The organism is Spirochaetota bacterium (assembly GCA_034190085.1).
In the GTDB taxonomy this organism is placed as follows: domain Bacteria; phylum Spirochaetota; class UBA4802; order UBA4802; family JAFGDQ01; genus JAXHTS01.
The window spans coordinates 91,999-114,380 of sequence record JAXHTS010000050.1 but is presented as its reverse complement, the minus strand read 5'-3'; the positions used below and the strand labels follow the sequence as shown (position 1 = coordinate 114,380).

Annotated in this window: 11 protein-coding genes; 5 read left to right on the top strand and 6 right to left on the bottom strand. The window is 37.6% G+C overall.

The window, feature by feature from the left end; genetic code table 11:
• The first annotated feature begins 348 nt into the window (after positions 1–348).
• On the top strand, positions 349–1,191 hold the full coding sequence (locus SVZ03_09595; GenBank protein ID MDY6934460.1) for a hypothetical protein: 843 nt from the start codon (positions 349–351) through the stop codon (positions 1,189–1,191).
• A 406-nt stretch (positions 1,192–1,597) separates the two neighbouring features.
• On the opposite strand, the gene SVZ03_09590 is transcribed toward SVZ03_09595, so the two are convergent.
• Complete coding sequence (locus tag SVZ03_09590; protein MDY6934459.1) at positions 1,598–1,810, bottom strand: hypothetical protein; 213 nt, start codon at positions 1,808–1,810, stop codon at positions 1,598–1,600.
• A gap of 643 nt (positions 1,811–2,453) precedes the next feature.
• On the opposite strand from SVZ03_09590, the gene SVZ03_09585 reads away from it, so the two are divergent.
• Both SVZ03_09585 and SVZ03_09580 read left to right on the top strand, forming a co-directional pair.
• Positions 2,454–4,010 (top strand): TolC family protein, encoded by a 1,557-nt coding sequence (locus SVZ03_09585; protein ID MDY6934458.1) that lies wholly within the window; start codon positions 2,454–2,456, stop codon positions 4,008–4,010.
• Between the two features lie 61 nt (positions 4,011–4,071).
• Positions 4,072–7,302 (top strand): efflux RND transporter permease subunit, encoded by a 3,231-nt coding sequence (locus tag SVZ03_09580; protein ID MDY6934457.1) that lies wholly within the window; start codon positions 4,072–4,074, stop codon positions 7,300–7,302.
• Positions 7,303–7,338: 36 nt separating this feature from the next.
• On the opposite strand, the gene SVZ03_09575 is transcribed toward SVZ03_09580, so the two are convergent.
• The 5 genes from SVZ03_09575 to SVZ03_09555 all read right to left on the bottom strand — a co-directional run bounded on the left by SVZ03_09575 (position 7,339) and on the right by SVZ03_09555 (position 19,135).
• Positions 7,339–12,096 (bottom strand): hypothetical protein, encoded by a 4,758-nt coding sequence (locus SVZ03_09575; protein ID MDY6934456.1) that lies wholly within the window; start codon positions 12,094–12,096, stop codon positions 7,339–7,341.
• A 433-nt stretch (positions 12,097–12,529) separates the two neighbouring features.
• Positions 12,530–12,760: a hypothetical protein gene (locus SVZ03_09570; GenBank protein MDY6934455.1), complete on the bottom strand. Its 231-nt coding sequence runs from the start codon at positions 12,758–12,760 to the stop codon at positions 12,530–12,532.
• Positions 12,761–13,026: 266 nt separating this feature from the next.
• The gene (locus SVZ03_09565; protein MDY6934454.1) at positions 13,027–15,474 is read right to left on the bottom strand and encodes a hypothetical protein; all 2,448 of its coding nucleotides are present in this window, start codon (positions 15,472–15,474) and stop codon (positions 13,027–13,029) included.
• A 248-nt stretch (positions 15,475–15,722) separates the two neighbouring features.
• Entirely contained in the window at positions 15,723–17,753 is a 2,031-nt protein-coding gene (locus SVZ03_09560) for a malectin domain-containing carbohydrate-binding protein (protein MDY6934453.1), read from the bottom strand.
• 212 nt (positions 17,754–17,965) lie between these two features.
• The gene (locus SVZ03_09555) at positions 17,966–19,135 is read right to left on the bottom strand and encodes a fibronectin type III domain-containing protein (GenBank protein MDY6934452.1); all 1,170 of its coding nucleotides are present in this window, start codon (positions 19,133–19,135) and stop codon (positions 17,966–17,968) included.
• A 735-nt stretch (positions 19,136–19,870) separates the two neighbouring features.
• Between SVZ03_09555 and ilvB the strand changes: the two genes are divergently transcribed.
• Positions 19,871–21,550, top strand: a complete 1,680-nt coding sequence (gene ilvB / locus SVZ03_09550; protein ID MDY6934451.1) for a biosynthetic-type acetolactate synthase large subunit — start codon at positions 19,871–19,873, stop codon at positions 21,548–21,550.
• Positions 21,547–22,020, top strand: coding sequence for an acetolactate synthase small subunit (gene ilvN, locus SVZ03_09545; protein MDY6934450.1), 474 nt, complete (start codon positions 21,547–21,549; stop codon positions 22,018–22,020). The genes ilvB and ilvN overlap by 4 nt, the downstream gene beginning before the upstream one ends.
• Positions 22,021–22,382 lie beyond the last annotated feature (362 nt).

Genomic DNA, 22,382 nt, shown 5'->3' with positions numbered 1-22,382 from the left:
TATAATAGACAGAGAATTCATTCTTTTCTTGACTATAAAAGTCCGGAAGAATATGAGTTATCTGATTCAATAATTAAATATGTTGCTTAACTATGTGTCCGTAATTGCGGGGCAAGCACATTACCTAAAATCTCACATTTAAATAAGGTAAAGACTTGACAGGAACCGAATAGTAGGGGGATGTTTAATAGACAAATAAAGAATTGTAACATCCTCTCAAGTGAGCGAACAAAGAGTATATAGCTTATATTCCATTTCAATAGTGGGGAGGGATTACTTCATTCTGCTGTTCTTTCATTTAATTTGAGAAGTCTCTTCATATTTCTATTAAAAGGTGGTATTATAATCATGGATAAACCAAAAAAATTAGCCGTAATGTTTTCGGGTGGGACTGATTCAACTTACGCTGCATGGACACAAATACCCAAATTTGATGAAATTCACCTAATTATATTTGTTAGACATGGCTTGAGGAACCCTGATAACCCCCAGGTTATGGTAGATCGTTTAAGAAAAGCCTTTCCTGATAAGAATATAATTTTTCGTAATGACCTAGATTTTGAGGATATATACCAAAAGATCAATCCTCAATCAGAGAAGGAAGAGGTTCACCAACTTGTTCTTAATCAAAAAATAAATCCCTTATGGGAGGATCCACATGGCAAACGATTGGGGCGTGAGGTTTATGATTCTAATAAGATTAAATTGTTTATGGCGAATGAATGCTTACAGTGTAAAATAGCAATGCACATTGCAGCAATACAATATTGCATAGATAATGAAATTACTGATATATGTGATGGTGGCAATCCTGAACAACTGGATGATGGTTCCCAACAAGAAGATGTTAAAGAGGTTGCTCGAGAAATATTTTCCAGATATGGCATTAATTATTTTTCGCCTGTTTATAATGTTACACCTGAAGAGAGGTGTAAAGCCTTGTATGAGGGTGGAATCACTGATCATAAGGAACACAAAAAGCTTGAAAAAAACCATCAAATACCCGCAACACAGGTTCAATGTACAGTCCCTTCTTCCGTATTATGGACTATTTGTATCTTCCCATGGTTAGTTTACGATGGTCAATCATGTAATGAATATCTCGATATGTGTTATAATTATTATAAACATGAAATGGAGGAAGGTCTAAAAACAATAAACCTAAAACCCAAGGATAGCAAATTTCACTAAGTATGTTTTATTAGCACAATATACATCCAGGATTCTAATAAAAGCCCATTGAAAATTCGTAACTTTCCATTTTGTTATTTGAGGAGTATCGATATATAAATAAAAAAGACCTCCATCTTCACTGAAGGTCTCATGTTTTACAATGATGTTATGCAACTATCTTAATTATGTATAACAGAGATCATTCTCCACAATCGCTATCTTATTTCTAATTAATTTTGCTGAGTTAGTACCCTTTACGAATATAGCACTTCACACTCCAAAAGAGACATCTCAAAATTTTCTCAATAATGTGTGCTTAGTGACATATACTAATTCTTCCTGAGATCCCCATTTCACATTTGCTTAGTCAAAACTAAACCCTTAAGACAATTATTTATGTATGCCTAAATGTTTAATATTATTTTTACTCTGCCAATCCTTCAATACCAGCAGATTTTCCCCATGGAGCCTGACCAGCTTCAACTATTTGTTGAGCCTCTCCTGAAGCCTCATCAACTCCAATCCATGCCATACAACCGGGACATTGTCTCATGCTGTATGAAGCATCTATTCTGGCATTATAAAGGTATCTAAACTCTGCTACTGGTTTTTCAACACCACATCCTGGACATTTCATCTGCTTTCCTCCTAGAATTTATAGATTATGTATTATTATTTTTCTTCATTTATACAACAATTATATCAAAAACATTAATTGTCAAGTTAAAATGAAAAAAATATAAATTAATAAAAAAATAATACACAAATTCAAATTACTCTACCAAACTATGAAATCAAGGGCTATACCCCTTCAATAGCTATTATATCAATAATTCTAATCCCCCAAGGGGACTGGAAAGTTTTATTATGATTATTCTGTCAGTTTTGTATAAATTTCTTCCTAATTTTCCAAATTTCATTCTTTATTCAATTGACAGTTTATAGGACTGTTAGTATAGCAGTGACAAAGAATAACGAGTCATTTTTAATAATCACTCACTATATAATGCAGCATTAAACTCACAAAAAATAGTTTATACCATCATATATGCTTTTCATTATCCATCTGACGTTAGCATAATTATTATTTAAGAAAATATTGAGTTTCCACAATGTTTAATGTTGACAAATTACTCGGTCTTCTAGATATGACTGAACATCTATCATTATTTCAATAATATCATGTACTTTCACATTGAATATCAACAATTCAATTAAGGTACACCATTGCACAAATTCATTCAATTAATTCCCCTTTAATAAGAGATGCGGAGTATAATATGAAATTATTTAAAATATTGCAAATGTTATTTCTGATACCAATTCTACTGACCAATCCAGGATATGCAAAATCAGGAGATAAAATCTCGAATCGGATCAAACCAATTGAAGTAGAATTGTCAGACAGCGCAGCAATTATTATAGGCGGCAAAAAAATCACACTGGGCCATGCTATTCGTATGGCAATCAAGAAAAATCATGATGTGATCACTGGGGCATATGATGTGGCTATGGCGGATTCCGATTATCAGAGATATTTGACTAAATATTCTCCCTTTATTGGTATTGAGGGAAGCGCGAAACATATTGAATATCCAATAGCGATGGATCCCATGATTGTGGGTACTGAAAGGAGATCATGGGACTTATCGGCTGTATTATCAAAGCGATTCTCGTCAGGCACAACAATTTCGAGTGGATTGATGCATGAACGTGCTAAAACAAGCGATCTTGAATATGGAGATCCAGATTACCATAGACCGATTTTGTTTTTTAATATTCAGCAGGAACTCCTCAAGAATGCCTTTGGACACAATGAGAGGAAGGAGCTGAAACTATTGACGAACGTAGGGAAGATGAAACGCGAAGGATTAGTATTTCAGCTTTCAATATTAGTTGTAGGGGTAATAGCTGATTATTGGACATTAGTGATCAAGAATACAACCCTAGATAATGCTGAATTGCAGCTTCAGGAGACCAAGGCGGTTAGAAAAATAATTGCGCAGAATGTGCGCATTGGATTGGCTGAGAGATTTGAGTTGAACTACTATAATGCTTTAGTGGCCTCGGCTGAAGCTAATGTCTCCAAAGCTAAACAGGAACATCGCGAATCTCTTAGAAATTTTCAGCAAGTAGTAGATCTTGATGAGGATGTCAGTGTTACAGGCAGTGCTGTGTTATCAAACAAGCTTCCACCGTTAAACGAAATCGAAACGACTCATGTCGCCTTTAATAAACGAGCTGATTATAAGATTGCACTTTTAACTGTGGAAAATGCAAAACTTGAGGTGATGATATATGAGAATGAGGCATCCCCTTCCCTCATTGCTGAGTTGAATGTAGCGCCAATGGGACAGAGGAAGGAGCCTTCCAAGGCCTATTCAGATACTATATCAATGGAATGCCCGTCATTTGAGGCTAAGGTTAAGTTAACATATCCTCTCGATAATAGAGATCAAGAGATAAAATTAAGAAATGCCAGATTTAAACTGAAACAGGCAAATATTAAATTGAAAAAATACAAAAGGACGATAAAGGATGACATAAAGAACAAGATTGATAACATTAGAACCTCCTATGAACTCTATGAGAAATCAATTGCTGCTAGAATTGAGTCCGAGAAGTATTACAGACATCTGCTTACAAATCTTCAAAGGGGGAGGTTCTCCGCTGCAGTTGTAAAGGATGGACTTGTTGCCCTTATCGGTTTCCGAGAAAGAGAGTTGGGCACTTTAGTGCAATACAATGTCGCGCTTCTACAGCTAGATATCGCTAAAAATGAATTATTTGAAAAATATCAAATTGATATAGATAAATATATACCCAAAGAAGAATAGCTATCAAAACCTATATCTATAACTTGAGTAAAAAACATACGACTATAAAGAGGAGTGAAAATTGATAAAACTTATCCATTCTCTAATGCAACAAAAGCTCTTTGTCAATCTAATGGTAGCGCTTATTATCCTCTCAGGCTATGCCATAGCAGAGCGAATCAATAGAGAAGCATACCCAGAGGTTAATTTTGATATGGTAACAGTTACAACAATATATCCAGGGGGATCTCCTGATGAGATTGAAAAATTGATATCCATACCGATTGAAAAGAAGCTTCGAGAGGTTGATAATTTAGATAAGGTTCGAACCTATAACATTGAAAATGTTTCAGTATTAGCTATATATATTGAAGACGATGCATCGAACAAGGATGAGGTTGTGCAGGATATTAAGGATGCTGTTGAGCTTGTGGAGAATCTGCCTGACAAGGCTGAAACACCCTTAGTTAAAGAGCTTAAATTCGACAATACCCCAGCCATTGACGTGGCGATATATGGCAAGAGACCTGATGTGCCCTATCCTTTAATTCGGGAAGCAGCCAATGAGCTTGAGGATTTTCTATATGATATCGAAGGCGTTGCTGATGTGGAGGATTTTGGTTATTATGATAAGGAATATCTTGTCGAGGTGAATCCCAATTCGTTAAAGAAGTACAGGATTGGATTGAATGATATAATTAGAACTCTAAAAAATAGGAATCTCGATTTTCCCGGAGGATCGCTCAAAATTGGCGATAAGGAGTATATCCTACGAACAATGGGTCAATACAAGAATGCTGATGAAATAAGGAATTCAATTATTATCTCCAATGATGCCGGTTTTATTACAAGGATAAAAGATGTAGCGACGGTTACCGATACCTATGAGGAAGCGGATTTTTATGAGAGATTTAATGGCAATAAAGCCATAATCTATAAGATCTGGAAGAAGAGAAGTGCTGATGAGATTAGGCTTGTAGACAAGATTAAAAAGGATCTTAAAGAATATAAGCCATTGAATTCTGATTATGTTGTAATAGAGACTTTTAATGACACAAGCAGGTTTACAAGAGAACGCATAGAATCGATTCAGACGAACGCGATATCAGGTTTTATACTACTTGCACTCATCTTGATGCTCCTTCTTGGCCTGCGAATGTCAACTATTGTGACTTTCAGTATACCTGTGGCATTTATGGCAGCCTTTTTCGGAATGAAGCTTGGAGATATAACCCTAAATGTTGTCAGCATGTTCGGCATGATAATGGTTCTTGGTATGATAGTGGATTTTGGCATCGTTGTTTCAGAGAACAGTCACAGATATATGGAAAAGGGCCTTTTAAGAACTGAAGCCATTGAAAATGGTGTAGCTGAGGTCTTCTGGCCTGTTACAGTAACCCTATTATGCATATGCGCAGCCTTTGCACCCCTTCTTCTACTTACAGGCCTTATGGGCAAGTTTATAAAGGGAATCCCGATTGTTCTAATGATGTGTTTAACAGCATCATGGATCATTGCTATGTTCATAATGCCCATTCACCTTGATATGTTTTCAAAGGAAAATCATAAAAAAAATAGAAATAATGATTTAATAAAGGAGGATGAGTATTTTGAGAAGGGTTATTTCGGTAAGATTCAGGCAGTATACAAGAAAATCCTCACTTGGATACTCAATCATCGATATATAACTACAGCTATTTTAGTTATTCTTCTTGGTATATCGTTATATCTTAGCAATGTTATTGGATTCGTCTTCATGCCGGGTGGGGGTGAAGAGATATTTATGATTAAGATAAAGATGCCGCAGGAAACGAATTTAGATGCTAATCTTAGGGAAATAAAGAAGCTAGAGAAAATAATCATATCCACAGTTCCGAAGGATGAGATTACTGACTTACATGCTATAGTGGGTAGAATTCAGTATCTGCTGATTGATCCACAACCAGGCGAGGGCACTCATAAGTCTATGATACTGGGTTACCTAGTCCCTGAGAAGGAACGAAATAGAATGGCTAATGATATTTTAAATGAGGTTCGTAAAGTGGTCTTAAAGGCACAGGAAGATGGATTAATATCCAAAAAGATCTCCTTTGAATTTGAGTTAATGAGTAATGGCCCCCCTATCGGCAAACCCGTAAATGTAGAGATACAGGGTAAGGAATTCTCAATGCTTAAAAAAATTGCACATGAATATATGGACTACTTGAACAGCATAGATGGTGTTATCGACATAACCATGGATTTAGAAGAAGGGAAACAGGAATATAGATATCAAATTAATGAGGTTATGGCATCACGTACCGGTGTGTCCATGTTTGACGCTGCAATTGCCTTAAATTCTTCCTTTGAAGGCGCAATAGCCAGTAGTGTGCGAAACGATGAGGAGGACATTGATATCAGGGTACGCTTCCCTGAAAAAGCACGTAAGATGAAACAGAGTCTTAATAAAGTAATGATAGCAAATCAGAAGGGAGGACTAATTCCACTTTCAATGGTTACTAAAGTAATAAAACAACCCGGATATACTCAGATAAACAGGCTAAACTATAAGCGCCTTGTCCAGGTGCAGGCTGAGGTCAATACGGATATTATTACATCATTAGAAGTGAACGAAATGCTGGCAAAGAGGTTTCAAGATATTGGTGATCGCTATCCGAATTATACAGTTTCCTATGGTGGAGAGAAGGAGGATACAGACGAGAACATGAGGGAATTGAGAATCCTCTTCCTCTATGCTCTAATAGTGATTTATATCATTATTGCGGTATTCTTTGGATCATTGATGCTTCCAGTAGTTGTTATGATTGCAATTCCCTTTTCTCTTGTTGGGGTTGTCATTGCCCTCTGGTTACATGGTGAGCCTATGTCATTTATGAGCACACTTGGTGTATTCAGCCTCGCTGGAGTGATCGTGAGCAATACCCTGGTACTTGTAAGGTTTATAAATAATCTAAGGGATGAGGGATTGTCTCTAAAGGATGCCCTTATCGAGGGAGGTGTAATCCGTTTGCGCCCAGTGCTCCTCACAACAGGCACTACAGTGCTGGCCCTGTTCCCGACGATTTACAGCATAGGAGGAAAGGATTATTTTGTCGCACCCCTTGCCCTAGCCTTTGGATATGGTCTAATCTTTGCAACCTTTATTACACTGATCCTGATTCCAAGCTTTTATCATATTGCAGAGGATATCAAAGGGGCTACAGCTAAAATCGCCTCCTTTGTAGGAATACATATGAGTGGCGAGATATATAGCACCAAGCAAATCAATGATTCAACAGCAATCCCTTCAAAGAAAACTCGATCAAAAAAATGATGAAAGTCCTGAATACTAAAAATGCATAATCTATTATTACCAGGATAAGAGTTCGCCAACAGCTCTGAATGGATTTGAGTTATCTAAAAGATATTTATTTGAATAAAAGTGTCCCTCTTCTATCCATCCTGGTTGTTCATCCTCCTCTATCATCTCTGCGAAATCAATTAATATCTCTGCAAGCTCACTCCAGAGAGCGGAATCGGGTCTCTTCACAATATCAAGACCTAAAAAGTCGTAGAATTGTTCATAGACATCCCTTGTTGGATAACTTGACTTGAGATTCCTAAAAAAATATTCCATAAAACCTCTATCGTCATAATAATCCAGCATTATTGCTTCAGCAATAATGAAAAGATTGTCATAATGCCCCTGAAAAGTTTCGAGAATCTCAGACAACTCCCTTTCCAGTAGATGAGCGAATTGATCCGGATACTCCCACTCTCCTCGATTGAATATTGTAAAGGCAGATCCAAGTGTATGACGAAGCCCACGTATATGATCATCATTTGTATCTATTCTGGTAAAAATTTTATCAATAAAAGATATTAGGTTCTCTAAAGTATTATATTCACCACCAGTCTCGCCATTATTGCTCAGTAGTTCTCCAAGGGCATCCATCAGTCTATTAAAGTTACCCCAATTATGATCATATATAGACATGTGATCAGGAAATCCAGCGACCTCGAAAAGGATATCATTATTACGGATTGGTAGGGGGGTCCCATTCTCATCCTGTGAATACATCCAATCTGGACGAATCATCTCCTTATGGTTTATTTCGTTTACTGCCCACACAAATTCCCTTTGCACCTTAATTCCTGTAACAATCTGCTCAAGGCTATAGCACAGTTTTCGTCGCGCCCCCCAAGTCCTATAATCACTTTCATCGTATGTACCCGGATCATCATATTGTGAATCAGCGAGTTCGTATAACAATCTAAATATATGACTTAAAAGTCTTGTATTTGACTTATTCTCTGGATCATTAGTAAAATTGGATGAGTCATAATACAGAAGCATCGGAAGCAAACCATCACACCTGCTTGGATTGGATGCGAATGGATCGCTGTCAATCATTATATTCAGCAAATTCCTAACATCTGCCCTTCTGTAATAATTTCTCTCTCCCCAACCACCATAAGGCGATTTGGGATCACGATCAGCTACATCAAAGCTTCTTGTTAAGAAATAGGAGGAATAGGGCTCACCATCATCATTTTGCCTATAATAACGCTCGCCAAGATGATGGTTATTATTTAACCTGCCTCCATACATATATGGCTTCCATGTATTATGGGGATATCGACAATCAGGATTATCCTTTTCATAGTACTGATGAGAAGGTTTTACAAGAAAAGAAAATAGACCATCTACCAGATACTCTATACCGTTCTTTGTTAGGCTAGCACCTGGTTTAAATGGACTGAACTGTGAATAATCATAATAATTATGTTCACGCATAGTCCAAAGGATGGATACAAACAACGGCATATAGGCATTTCTATTTCTCCAAATTGGATCATCATTCGTGGCCTCAAAACCCCATGCCGACTGTACAACACCATTTTCATCCTTGCGTTGATCTCCCTTTCTTGATCCAATCATATAATCATCATAGTTTTCAGAGGGTGATTCTTCACCATAATCCGGTACATCTTGACAGCGTGGAAAACCCAGTTTGGCTAGAGGCATTAGATGTTTACCGATATAGGGGACCACCAGCCTACCATCCTGAAATATGGGCGGGATTATTCTATTCCCCCAAATTTCAAGACCATCATATATAATATCAAGGAAGAGTTGAGGTAGAGAAGTGCTTAAGCCAGTTGAAAAATAATAATTAAGCAAACCTAATAGATTTTCAAGCGCCATCTGCAGTTCACTACTCAACATTTTTTCTGCAATTCGAATATCAAACCTATAATCGCCAATTATATTGGATTCTCCATCAATCCCTTTCTTCATCCAATATCTATTCCCATAGGGCACTTTCTGGCATTGAGCGAGCCCGTTAGCGCCAATCGCCTCAATCACAAGGAATGAGGGAATACTCATCATCTCATCTGGCAATATGCCTTGCAAAAGCGACATGAATAAATTGTAGGAGATTTCCAATCCCCAAGGCGCATTCCTCCATTCCCATAGAGATGGATCCTTACATTGCTCCTCATCAATCATCACACACATGATCGTATTAACAAGGTCTGTTATCAGGTTTTTCCCTATATTTATATACAGAGAGAGGGGAATTCTGATCTTCCATTCGGCGAAAAACCAATTGTAATTTCTGAAAATCGCCTCCTCGTGGGTGTCGCACTCCCGATCAAGGCTATACTCAGGTATTAATTCCTTAACCACCATACATCCTGGCCCTGTCGCTTCACCACTCATATCAACTGGATTACAATATACCTCACCGCTTAGAAAGGGTCTATAAGAGATTAGATAGTAATCTGTTAGACGTCTTTCAAAGTATCGATTCTCACGACCAGCGAATTCCTTTATGACTCCTCCCCCTTGTAAAAGAAGTTGTGTAATCCCATTCCCAGAAATATCCTCGATTATTATACTACCTTCGGGTGGGATTGTATTCTCTCCAATAATCATTATGCCCTTACCCGCCGGGCTGCATGGATTTTTATCAAACACACCATAGAATACTTCATTGATCTCAGCTACAACAATATTCTGATTCAATAAGCCGCTATTAAAGGTTATTTTTCGATCTACACCATCAATTGTAATCCCAATAACAACTGATTCATCGAGAATCACACCCCCATCTGATATTAAATCAACATCAGAAATAAATTGCGCAGCCTTTGGAGGATCATTAAACATCCTATTAGCATCGTTCTCCTCAGCAACATACATATATTCCCATGTCGATACATCATCAGGATCAGGCTTTCTGATCTTTACATATATTTTGCCATTGGGTCTGTAATATGTATAGATATCCCCCTCCTGGATCATACCTTCCCTCGAATAATATGGTCCCTCGCCCATCCAAATAGCTCGAACTACCTTCCCAAGCAACCAACCAGCAAGGTCATTATTCCCAAGCCCCAGTCCATCGTAGGGAGTGTAAGTATTTAACTCCTCATAGTGAGCTTCACCGCTAGGATTCCCTCCCTGCGGAATGCCGTAATCTCCCGCATGAAAGCCACCGAAAAATCCGAAAACTGGATAATTCTGATCGTAATAAAAAGTGTAACGCTCTTTCTCATCAATATTAAAATAGTTCATACTCCTGAATACATGATCCCGAATAGCTTCAGTAAACAACATCTCGTACAGGTCAAGACCTAAGAGATTGTTTACCCCGGCTGCGAAGAATACATCATTCAAGGTGAAGTGCCCCCACCACTCTCCATGTCCATGCTTGGCATTCGGATTGACCAATATTGCATTATTGGTAATCTCATCTGTATCAGCATCCTTCCATCCCCAGGTAGTGGAATTAACAGAGAGTAATAAAATCTTATCCAAAATGCTTATTGGATATGACTCATCCCCTGCCTTAACCTTATTGGGATTATAGCTCTCAACTACCCTGTCCCTTCCGTATGTATCAAAACGCATCAAGTCATAGACAGCCTCTTCAATGTGTGCGGCGCAGCTATTGTGATCATCCGGATTAAAATTCATGTTCCTTAAATTTTTTGCTAAAATATCTAAAAAATATGCCTTTCCATTCTTATCATAAATTATCGAATTTTCTCTATCAGACCTGAGTAATATCGATTGCAAACCAGCCATTAATCCATTTAGGCTGTTAGAAATATTAGCATCAGAATATACCTTCTCATCATTTGCGCTATAGGGATTGAAGTTTGGATATTCACCATAATCCTTCTCATATTCCACACCGCCATTGTCGAGATAATTCTCAACATTATAGATATATTCCTTCATCACATCCTTCAGCTTCTTCTCATTAACTGAGCTTGTCATCAAACTTCCAGTCTCTCGTAAAATATCATAAAAAATTTGTCTAAACGACTCATTCCTTAACAACTGATTCAGTCCTGATAAGAGAACCTCTATACCCTTAGCTGTATTCCCAATTCCGGTATCCTTAACCCCTATATCATCAATTTCTAAATTATTGGTTATGAGATTATCATCCTTATCGAGCCACATATTCTCATTTAACTGAAAGATTAGCTTACCCATATCCTCGCCTAAGTCATTCTCATTATCCCTCCATATATATCCCTCGTTACTCCTCAGAAAACTGACTAAGTCAGAAATCACGTCCTCAAGTTCATCACCTTTATAGGTATCCTTAATATAACTGATCAGCTTCTGTATAATTGGGATCAAGTCCTCTGACAATGCAATATCACTATCAGAAATCAAATCGCAAAACCTATAGAAATCACTTGCATAACCTTCATAATCCTCTGATAAGTCATTATTGGATGAAAGAGGATCGATATCCAAAAGATCCTGATTTATGATTTGATAGAGAATACTTCTTATGTATGCTATAGAATCAGTCACAGGATGATCAGGATCATCAAAGAGATCTTGAGTGAGGAAAAGAATATCCTTTGTTTCTATCAGCTTATTATTAATCGAGTTTGATAGAAGTCTATTAAACCTGCGCTGATCAATGGGATTGAAAGCGCTCCTTAGGGCTGGATAATCATCAAGTATATTAAAAAGCTTGAATTCTGGGTCTGGATCATTATTTTGAAAGTATGTGAGATCATCAGCAGAGCAGAAAAAGAAGGACAAGATCATAGGCAGAAAAAATATCATAAAATAATTCCATTTAATCATAATATTCTCCAATGTTAATTTCTTTATACTCCCCTATCAGGATTTTAGATTAAATGATGTCTACATAACCACTCATAATTTCCAATGCAATCTCAGGGAAGGATATTGTGATGTATATCAATAATTGATCAACATTATCTTTTATTATAAGAATTTCCTATGGATTTTTCACTGAGTGAAAATGAATATACCTGGAGCCACAAATGAAATACACCCTACTGGTAACTATAAAATTGACTAATAATTAACACTAAATCGTTTTATGAGTTTAAACATCCCTTGAGACAGATATACATTAATTGTATTATATTAAATTCTTTTATACTATGATAAATTGTGAGTACTACTGGTCAATAAAAAAAGTAGACTAATTATTTAAAATAGTCTACATACATAATTCTTATTCCATCATAAGTCTTAATCTAAACTTAGCTTAGATAAATATATCATTGATTATCTGACATCGCATAAGGAAGAAATAGGGATCAATATCATCATCTCTAATCCTGTGATATGTGAGAACAATGGTCCTAAATCGTTTTAATACCCTCTTTCGATATATAAGGTAAACCCATGTAATACCTGAATAATACAATAATGATGATAATATTCCACCAATCACCCAATAGATTCTATATCTGATATCGATATTCTCCTTACTCATCTGCCCGTCTCAATCCTTTCATTCCTATACTGATAATCAAGGAGGCTTTAACCATAGTGTATATATTTATGTTAAAGTAATTGAAACACAAGAGCATTTTGGAAATTACATTAAATGTAATAGTTAAATAGACGCCTTTCGTCTAAAAATCCCATAGCTGTAAAAAATATAAAAGGATTATCTGAAATCAGCAAAGATATGGTGCAGGAAGAATTGTAAAGATTTGAGAAAGATAGGTGGTTTGGCTAATTAATAATCATCAATATTTACATCGAAGGAGGAGCTGGGAATATCCATGTCCCAAATGCGCTGCCCCTGTAAAGCTCGCTTGTATGCGGATTTACAGCCATAGCATTAACCCCGGTTCTTGGTTGATTATATGTAATATCCTCCCATGTTAATCCACCATCCAGACTTCTGAATATACATGGGCCCCCGGATGCTGACATGCCCGCATAAATTACATCAGAATTGTCTGGATCAATTGCTACTGACCTTACGAAATTTCCCAATTCCTCGCCCCCGGAAAGTCCCAATACACCTGTGCTTCTCCATTCAATACCATTGAATATAGCAAGATCATAATCACTGAACAGTGTATAGATTTTATCGCAATCAACAGGATCAACCGCGAATGTGGGAAGAGAATCCAATCTCCTGAATCTCCATCCTGGTTGAACATATAGATACCAATTGAGCCCCCTGTCATCAGATCGCAAAATTCGGTATCTTCCGCTATCCATTGCGTAGATGGTATCCGGATCAGAAAGACACATTCCAAGAATTGAAGGACTATAATTATTATATTGTCCAAAATCAACATTTTCAAATGTTTCTCCAGCATCATAGGATATCTTATTCCCCGCGTAGACGAGACTTGACTCATCTGGATGGAAGGCTATGAATAGGTTCTGCTCGCTCTCAGTTGTGACCAATTCCCATGTTTCGCCTTCATCCGTTGAACGCATCAGTTGAGTGTCAAAGTACCCTCCAACTGAGGCTACAATGATCACTGAGTCTGGCACAGGCTGAATTGCTCCCGCGTATGTTCCTATCCATGAGATATATCCACTTGAATACCAATCCCATGCCTGAGCATTTCTCTGTTCAAAAAAGTCACCTTCATTATGTGTAATGACCATACCTACATCACAGTTAAAGAAGGCAATTCTTTCAGGATTATAAGGATCAAAGGCAGCCCCCTTGTTCCACCAACTCCAGGCGAATCCCGTAAAGAGTGTTGAGCTGTCTGCAAAGATGTGACCCCCGTCTGTTGTCTTCCAGAGAGTTGCTCTCGAATATGCGACTGCCTCATCCGGATCGTTAGGATTTGGCACTATCCCCGACAACTCGCCAGCTATCCTTGATTTCCATGATCCTCCCCTGCCAAGACCAGGAGCAGGCTCAGTTACCATATCCTCAATCCATGTCATTCCACCATCGTGTGTTGTTATTGTGTTATCCGATATACCAACGAGATAAAGCACATCCGGATGCCCGTGATTAATAAATACTCTGGATGCATCAAAATCCCTAATCTCAATAAAATTAGCCCCGCCATTGGAAGAACGGTAAAGCCCATCCCCCTTTATTGTTGTATAGATTGTCTGTGGATTTTGAGGATGGATGGCAATTGACGAGACTGCTCCATTTGGTAGATCTCCTAGAACTTGAAGATCAGCACCTTGATCGAAACTAACGAATAAGCCCTCACTTGATGCCAGATAAAGGGTTTGTCCATCACTTGGATGAGCCTCAACCGCATATACTATTGAATGACCCGCAAGACTGCTTGCAAGAGTCCAGTTGGACCCGCCGTCATCTGATCTGAATAATCCATTATCAGGGAAGGCGGCATACCACCGGTTGGCTGAATCAATGCCAACACTTGCAAGGTCATAGGCTATATTGTGTCTATGAATTCTATGAATGCCGGAATCATAATTTGTGTCAGTCTGCAACACAAATTCCCATGTTTCTCCTGCATCCAATGAACGATAAAGCCCCTCATAATCCTCAGCCAGCCAGTTATAGGAATGAGCAACAATAAAAAATACTGTGTTCGGATCAACGGGATCAACCTCAATCGACTGTCCATTATTCAGCCAAAGGCCTATCCCCAGCGGTTTTTCCCATGTTTCACCAGCATCAACGCTCTTCCAGAGCTGGGCTACATCATGCGACAGATAAATTATATCAGGGTTGGAACGACTTCTTGCAATGCTGTGAGGATGCTGTTCAGCCTCGCCACCTATCTTTCCCTGATCGTATTCTTCCTCCGACCTGATCGGCAATACCCTCCATCGTTCCGATTCCGCTAAAGTAGTAGCGCTATCCTCATTGGAGTAAAAAGAATAACCAGCATTGTTATAGGCTCTTACTCTATAGTAATATGTTTGATTAGCGGCCAATCTGCTATCAATATATGATGTTTCATTTACCTCAGAAGTACCGATTACACTGTAATCCTCGCTCAATGTCTTTCTCTCTATGCTGAATCCCAATTCATTTGTCGAGTTATCAACCCACATAAGATCTATCTGGCTTGAAGAAGATGCCTCTGCTTGAAGTCCAGAGGGAGCAATCGGAGGATATTTATCATCAATGTTACTACAGCTAAATATAGAAAAACCAGTTACTACAAAAAAGATAATTAGCCAGATTCTTATCCTATGCAATCTTTTGAATTCTGAATAATGTTTAATATTCTTCATAATAACCCCCCATATACTTTGCTATATTTATGGGACAAAGCATGGACTAGTATCTTATGTATGCATTGAAAAGCCTAATCCTCTGTGCCTGTTCATCTGAAATGTTTTATTAAATTGTCTGAAATAATAAGCTTTCGCAATTTTACATCCATTTCGGATATCAGTATAAATCCAAATCCCACTCCGAATCATGGTAAATGAAAAATGTATATTATAGCCTTTTAATACGCGCCTATAATTAATATTTACTACTCTTCTAATTGCCCATCCCAGCCTGCAAGCCTTGCCCAGATCCACCATGCGGCATAGGCCCTTCTGTTACCAAGAAGATGATAATCACAAGCATGTGCAGGACAGCAATAATACCAATCATCTGGATGATCATTCATCCATTCCAATAGATGCGTAGGCGAATTACCCTGAGCTGTTGGATAAAATTCATCCGTCTCATAATTATGCGTATCGTGAGACCAGTAATCCAAGCAGAAATAACCATTCTCTTCGCAATAATCAACTATTCTCTTATGGTTCTGATAGGGTGTTTCAATATATGGGGGTTCAGGCGTATCTCCCCAGGATCCTCTTGCATAACCTGTCATAAAAACAAATGTAACCGCATTTTCTGATGTTCTACCCTTTGAACCACCAGCTCTATACATATCAATAAGCTCTGCAAAATTGTCTATGTAAATCTGGACATCATGACCTTCTATAGAACACCATGACCACATAACCACATTGACATCTGCATGTTCAGGATGATCCAGGTAGTCTATGGTTCTGTGATAGTAATTAGTATGGCCCTCTCCATCTACAGAATCATGACTCAGGTCATATGCGGAGTATACATCCACTGGCGTAGTGGGTCTATAGTCAATATCAAGCTCTCCTTGAACAGGATTGCCATCAAAGGTTACAGCAAAGAGCACATCATCACCATCCTGATAATCCAGTAATCCCTCCATTCCACTTTTTACCTGAGATGAGTGAGATGTTCCGCAATACATTATATGTAGATTATCTTTTGCTGCATTTATCGCTGATTCGGGAATGCGTCTCAATACGCTTTCCTTTGCAACAAGATGATCTGCGATTGTATCTCCTGATGGTTCTTGCGGGCAGGTTGTAGCGCTGGCCTCATTAGAATAATCAGAAGCACCGACATTATTATAGGATCTAACGCGGTAATAGTAGGTAGTGTCAGTGCTTACCCTAATATCGTCACATGTAGTCTCATTTGATAAAGCTATTGCAATCTGTTCATAGATTCCAGGGATGCCATCATCATCCTCTGCGCGTTCAATTTTAAAACCATATTCATTGTCAGAATTATCATTCCAGCTCAGGCTCAACTGATAGCATGAGTCAACCGTAACTATAAGATTGTCCGGAGCTTCAGGCGCTATAGTTGGTGGAGATAATGAGACTACTTCAATACCGTTTATCATTGGCTCATTTATACTCGCAGCAATGGAGATATCAAGCAATCCATCATCAACAACAACATCATTGAAGATCTTGACAAGGGCAACGTTACGCCCTCCAACTTCAGCAAAGACATCCAGATCATTTAACAAATGGCCTTCCACATCAATGTCCATTACTCGTTCTCCGGCATCACCGATGCCGATATATGTTTCAGCAAAGTGGAGTTTAACTGTGTAGGTATCATTAAGAATAGGAAGCGAATATCCATCGAGCGAATATCTCTCTAACTGGTAAATGCGATCATCCTCTGTATTGTCAATCTCTATAGATCCCCTATCAACGGAGAAATCATAACCCGTCCATCCATAATCAACACTCCAGGTCCTTCCCAATGTATCGACATATGGTTCATTTGATCCGCAATTGATAAGCATAACAGAGGTCTCGGAAACTGGAGTCGTAGCGCTAGCCTCATTGGAGTACGCAGAAAGACCAGCATTGTTGTAGGCCCTTGCTCGATATGTGTATGTATTATTTTGCGCTACTTCATTGTCACTATATGACCTTTCATCTGTTGACACTTCGGCAATCTCAAGATAGTCGTCGCCTCCCAAGAGCCTTCTCTCTATTTTGAATCCAACCGTATTATCAGAAACGGCCTGCCAATGTAGATCAACTTGATTTGAAGATACAGCCTCTGCTTCTAAATCAAAAGGGGCGTTAGGAAGCTCTTGATTCGGTAATTCACTACAATTAATTAGTAAAAGAAATAAAAATAAAGCTATGAATAAACATACTCCTTTCCATTCTACTCTTTGTATTCTGGAATATACATTTAGTCTACTCATCATAACAACACTCCTTTTAATATTATTTCATTGAGGATTAAATATGAATATATATCTCAATTCCTGATAATCCAAACAGGAAGACAAACCCTTGCTTTCTTTAAAAAAAAAATCTTTTATCAATCTTATATATAAATATGCCAAGTTGAGATGAACAAAACACTAGGAGAATAAATCGGCACCCCTTTATACATCTACAATCAAAACCTCACAAATTATTCCTCTATTTGACCATCCCATCCAGCAATTCTTGCCATCATCCACCAGAAAGCCCTCCCTTTTAGTTGACAGTTCAAACAGTGGGAATGAGCACAGGAGCATGTATCACATTCATCTGAATTATCAATACACCATTCATCTGCCCAGTTGCCATTATCATAATCACATTCCTCATCAGCTCTAAGATCTAAAAAATAGTTCCCATCAGGATCATAACTCTCGATATCAGCGAAATCGAAAAGCACCTTATGGTTTTCCTCACAAAAATTACGAATTTGTTCATTTCTTCGATGCAATACGCCTGCTTCTCCAGTTCCATTGAGATGTCCTGTCATATAAACAAAAGTAACCCCCGGAAATTCAATCTCCAACTGATCCATCAATTCAAGATAGAGATCAATGTTTTCTTCGGATGTATCCGCCTGACTGCTCCACGACCACATGATCATGTTTCTATCATTTTCTGGAGCATTCAATAAGTTCATAGTTTTAATAGCCCACTCAGTTCTATTAGGATCACCAAGATCACCAGACGGCTCTTCATCGTGAAGGGAGAGCCCACCTTCAGTGCCGTCATGATCAAACCAATACAAGGATCCAGGATCATCCTTTAAAAGATTCATTCCACTTATTATTTGACTTCCATAGGATGTATGTCCATAGGATAATCTGAAATCCTTTTTTGCTTTATCTATCCAGTATTCCGGTATTCCGCTGATATCTGTACAGGTATGACCAACAATAATGGCAGCAAGTTTCAGACATGTAGTAACACTGACTTCGTTAGAGTATTCAGAATTCCCCTTGGTGTTAAATGCCCTTACTCTATAATGATAGCATGTTTCTGGCTGGAGCTCGGTGTTGGCAAAAGATGTTATCCCAACACCAACAGTAACGATCCGCCTGAAATCCCCAGGAATACCATCAACATCAGGCGCTCGTTCAACCTTGAATCCATCATCATTACTAGAGTTGTCTTCCCATGTTAATACTACTTTGCTGTAAGAGATAACTTCAGCCTGCAGGTTGGTGGGGCCGAGTGGCGGTTCTTCATCATCTTCAATGCAGCTAAATAATGAGATAGCCATTAGCAATAGCACAAAACAGGAATAAATACATTTTATCTTTAATCCAAAATCATTGACAAAAAAAATAAATCCTGTCATAAAAAAACCCCTTAAATAGTAATTTCGAGGGGTTATAAATTGACAATAAAATTGATATAATATAATTATTGATTATTCTGAAAGAATAATTCCAAATGTCAAATAAGATAACCCCAACTCCCAGTCCCCAAATGACAGCTTGAAACATTTATGAAGAATAGTGCTATATTTGCAATATGAACTCTACCCTTCAAATCTGTTCAACAGTAAGAATTCGCTTTATTTATTTATAAAATTTATTATGCTTTTTTACATGAAACACGTTGCTAGATATTAATCGTTAGTTATTTAAAATAATTTCCCAAATAGATAAATCTTATAAAACTGCCACAACCACCGAATTAAGTCAAGACAAAAAATATATTTTTTCAAAAATTCTCAAGGATTATAACTAATAATATTATTGATGTTATAATAATTATAAATAATGTATTTATCTATATACGCATCCGAAGCGACAACACATGCTCCAACCACCCCTTTCAAGGGCCACCCTTGATCCTATAAGGCTTTTTGAAAAAGTAGTTGACATAAATAATTTTCCATTCTCCAACTTTTTTCTATAATTTATTTAATAATTCAATGGAATAATATATCCCCACCCTTAAGTGTCAGAATATTATTCTTTATCTTCACAATATCATTTGTTTAAATTGAATTGTAATCATACTATATATAACGCTTAAAATATAATATTTCTAAACATAAACCTAATGTTTAAATGGAGTTAAACAATTGAAACTAACGGGCGCAGAAATTATAATTGAATCATTAAAAAGAGAGAATATTGAATATATGTTTGGTTATCCTGGCGGTGTAGTTATACCCATTTTTCATCATATCTACAACGCACCATTCAAATTCATTTTATCAAGACATGAACAGGGCGCAGTTCATGCTGCGGATGGATATGCCAGAGCTTCTGGCAAGGTTGGTGTTGTGATTGCAACCTCAGGACCAGGCGCTACTAATTTAACAACTGGCATTGCAACAGCTCATATGGATTCTGTACCTCTTGTTATTTTTACTGGTCAGGTCTCAACCGAGATGATTGGCAACGATGCCTTCCAGGAGGCTGATGTTACTGGAATCACTAGACCCATTACTAAGCATAATTACCTTGTCCAGGATATTGGGGAATTGACAAAAACTATAAAAGAAGCATTCTACCTAGCCGCAACCGGCCGTCCAGGTCCTGTGCTTATTGATGTTCCAATAAATATATCGAATGCAGAAACGACTTTCAATTACCCTGAAACAGTAAATATAAGAGGATACAAACCAGTCTACGATGGACACCCTATTCAGATAAAAAAGGCCTGTAAGCTTATTGAATCCGCAAAGAGACCAGTTATTTATGCAGGTGGAGGAATAATAATCTCTAATGCATCACACGAATTGAGAGAATTTATCAAGAAGACATGTATACCCGTGACAACTACACTACTCGGTCTTGGTGCATATCCTGAGACTGATCCCCTATCACTGGAGATGCTTGGAATGCACGGCACCTACTATGCGAATCATGCAGTTCATGAATCAGACTTACTAATTGCCATTGGAGCTAGATTCGATGATAGAGTCACAGGAAAAATCTCAGAATTCATCCCCAAAGCACAGGTTATTCATATTGATATTGATCCTGCATCTGTTAGCAAAAATGTTGAGGTTGACATTCCCATTATTGGCAATTGCAAGAATGTTTTAACACAGATAAATAAGATTGTAAATGCCCCAAGCATTGAGGAGTGGATCAGCAGGGTTGAAAAGATGAAAGATGGACATCCCTTAACCTATGATAATACAACAAAGACGATCAAACCACAATATGTTATCGAAAAGATATATGAGTTAACACAAGGAAAGGCCATTATCTGCACTGAGGTTGGACAAAATCAGATGTGGGCAGCACAGTTTTATAAATACTCTGAACCTAGATCCTTCTTATCATCTGGCGGTTTGGGTACAATGGGATATGGATTTCCTGCCTCGATTGGCGCTCAATTAGCGAGACCAGATAAAAGAGTTATAGACATTGCTGGCGATGGCTCAATTCAAATGAATATACAGGAGCTAATCGTAGCTGTTCAACATAAACTCCCTATAATAATTGCAATACTGAATAATGGCTACCTAGGGATGGTTAGACAATGGCAGCAGCTCTTTTATAAAAAAAGATACTCTCATACATCTCTGGAGTTCAGCCCTGATTTTATCAAAATAGCAGAAGCCTATGGCGCTGTTGGGATTAGAGTTGATCAAAAAGAGGATGTTGAACAGGCTATAGAGCAAGCATTGAGCATAAAGGATAAACCGATTCTTCTCGATTTTCATATTTCTAAAGAAGAAAATGTTTATCCGATGATTCCTGGTGGAAAATCTGTAAAAGATACAATTATGAGGGAATTGGCATGAGGCATGTTATATCAGTGCAAGTAGAGAATAAATCCGGGGTTCTAGCGAGAGTAGCCGGCCTATTCTCAGCTAGAGGTTACAATATCGACTCCTTAGCTGTCAGCGAAACGGAAAAAAAGGATATATCCGTTATGACTATTGTTGTCAATGGAGACGACAGGATAATCGAGCAGGTAAAGAAACAGTTGAATAAACTTATTGATGTAATCAAGATAACAGATCATACACAACTCTCATCAATTCAAAGAGAACTTGCTCTAATTAAAGTACACGCCACACCGACTAAAAGGGCTGAAATATATCAACTCGCTGATATATTCAAATCAGAGATAGTACACATTTCGCCAAATTCAATCACACTTGAGGTATCTGGTGATACAGAAAAAATAGACAATTTTATTGAATTGCTTAAGCCCTACCCTATTAAAGAATTAATCAGAAGTGGAAGAATATCATTCCTTAAGGAATGATATTTATTTTATCTTGCTGCGCATTGTGACTTCCAGATAAATTATCTATCCTTAATTAAATTAAGGATAAGACAGGTTAACAAAATAATCCAGCTTTTCAACTAACATAATAGGCTTGATTATCTTGCCTTGATAAAGTATTGAGTATAGCATCGCCCTTTTTTTGCAACCAAAATATACTCGATACTGTCTATTAGATTATAACAAAACCAAAATCACAACATCACCTTTCATCATCAACAGATCAATTGCACTAAGATTTTCCATAATTAGTTCAAATTGATAAAATATACATTGCTACTATTCTCTTTATTTGTAGAAAGAAATGTTAAACTTTACATTCTTCGAAAAGCATAAAAACA